Source organism: Nocardioides sp. NPDC006273 (genome assembly GCF_040613495.1).
Classification (GTDB): domain Bacteria; phylum Actinomycetota; class Actinomycetes; order Propionibacteriales; family Nocardioidaceae; genus Nocardioides.
The window spans coordinates 1-1,403 of record NZ_JBEXSD010000131.1 but is presented as its reverse complement, the minus strand read 5'-3'; the positions used below and the strand labels follow the sequence as shown (position 1 = coordinate 1,403).

1 protein-coding gene and 1 rRNA gene are annotated in these 1,403 nt (G+C 69.3%); both read left to right on the top strand.

The window, feature by feature from the left end; all coding sequences use genetic code 11:
- Positions 1–94: ribosomal RNA gene (gene rrf / locus ABZZ22_RS26985) — 5S ribosomal RNA — on the top strand; the annotation flags it as partial.
- A 129-nt stretch (positions 95–223) separates the two neighbouring features.
- Entirely contained in the window at positions 224–1,321 is a 1,098-nt protein-coding gene (locus ABZZ22_RS26980; protein ID WP_354938650.1) for a tetratricopeptide repeat protein, read from the top strand.
- Positions 1,322–1,403: the final 82 nt, after the last annotated feature.

Below are 1,403 nucleotides of genomic sequence, written 5' to 3'. Positions count from 1 at the left end.
AATACCCGGTCCCATCCCGAACCCGGAAGTCAAGCCCTTCAGCGCCGATGGTACTGCAACCGAGAGGTTGTGGGAGAGTAGGACGCCGCCGGACAAAATTTCAGGTAGAGGCCGCCCTTTTGGGCGGCCTCTACTGCATTTACTGGCACTTAGTATGTCAACAGAACGATCGCGATGATCGTTCGAAGTCGGCTGCGGTGACGCGGCAGTGAGGATGGCGGCTATGGCTGAAGAGCGCCGTAGCAACAGAGGCGGAAAGCCCGCCGGACGCCCGGGGGGTCCGAAGAGCTCAGGTTCATCGAACGGCCGTGGCGGCCGCGCAGGTGGCGGACGGCCCGGAGCCGGACGTAGCAGCGACCGCCGCGATGGCGGCACTGGTGGTTCTGGCCGCGGAGGCGAGCAGCGCCGGGACGGTGGCCGTGGCAGCGACGAGCGTCGCGACGGCAAGCCGACGGGCGGCCGCAGCGGCGCACCGCGTGCAGGAGGCCGTTCTGACGGTCCGAAGCGCGGTGGTGCCAGCAGCGACCGCAAGGGCGGCTACTCCAAGGACCGCGGCGGCAAGCCGGGCGGTAAGCCCCCTGCCGGGGCACGGCGTCGCTTCGACGAGCCGCGCGAGGAGCGCACCGAAGATCAGCGGGTCTACGACGGCCCGGAGCTGCCGGACGAGGTGAGCGGCAAGGAGCTGGACCGAGCGATCTCGGCTCAGTTGCGCGGCCTGCCGGAGAAGCTGGCGGCGCGTATCGCCCGCCATCTGGTCGCAGCCGACATGTTCATCGACTCCGACCCGGAGCTGGCCTACCAGCACGCGAAGGCCGCCAAGTCGCGGACGCAGCGGATCGCCGTGATCCGCGAGGCGCTCGGCGAGGCTGCGTACGCGGCGGGCCACTACTCCGAGGCGTTGGCGGAGCTGCGTGCGGCGAAGCGGATGAACGGCGCGGGGGCGTACCTGCCGATCATGGCGGACTGCCACCGCGCTCTCGGTCAGCCCGAGCAGGCGATCAAGCTGGCGCACAGCCCGTCGGTCGCGAACTTCGAGGCGCCGGCCAAGGCCGAGATGACGATCGTCGAGGCCGGTGCCCGTCGCGACATGGGCCAGTTGGACGCGGCCCTGCGGATCCTCGAGCAGGCGCCGCTGAACAACAAGAGCCGCGAGTCCTGGGTGGTGCGACTGCGCTACGCGTACGCCGACACGCTCCAGGAGGCCGGCCGCGACAAGGACGCACTGACCTGGTTCCACCGCACCTACGCGATCGATTCCGACGAGATCACCGACGCCGCAGTGCGGGCCGAGGCGCTCGAGAAGACGGTCGAGCGGGACTGAGAGCCCTTCAGAGCAAAACCCTCAGTGGCAGGTGAGCCCGAAGGGCGAACCTGTGCTTGCGAACCAGTCGGAGCGGAGGAGG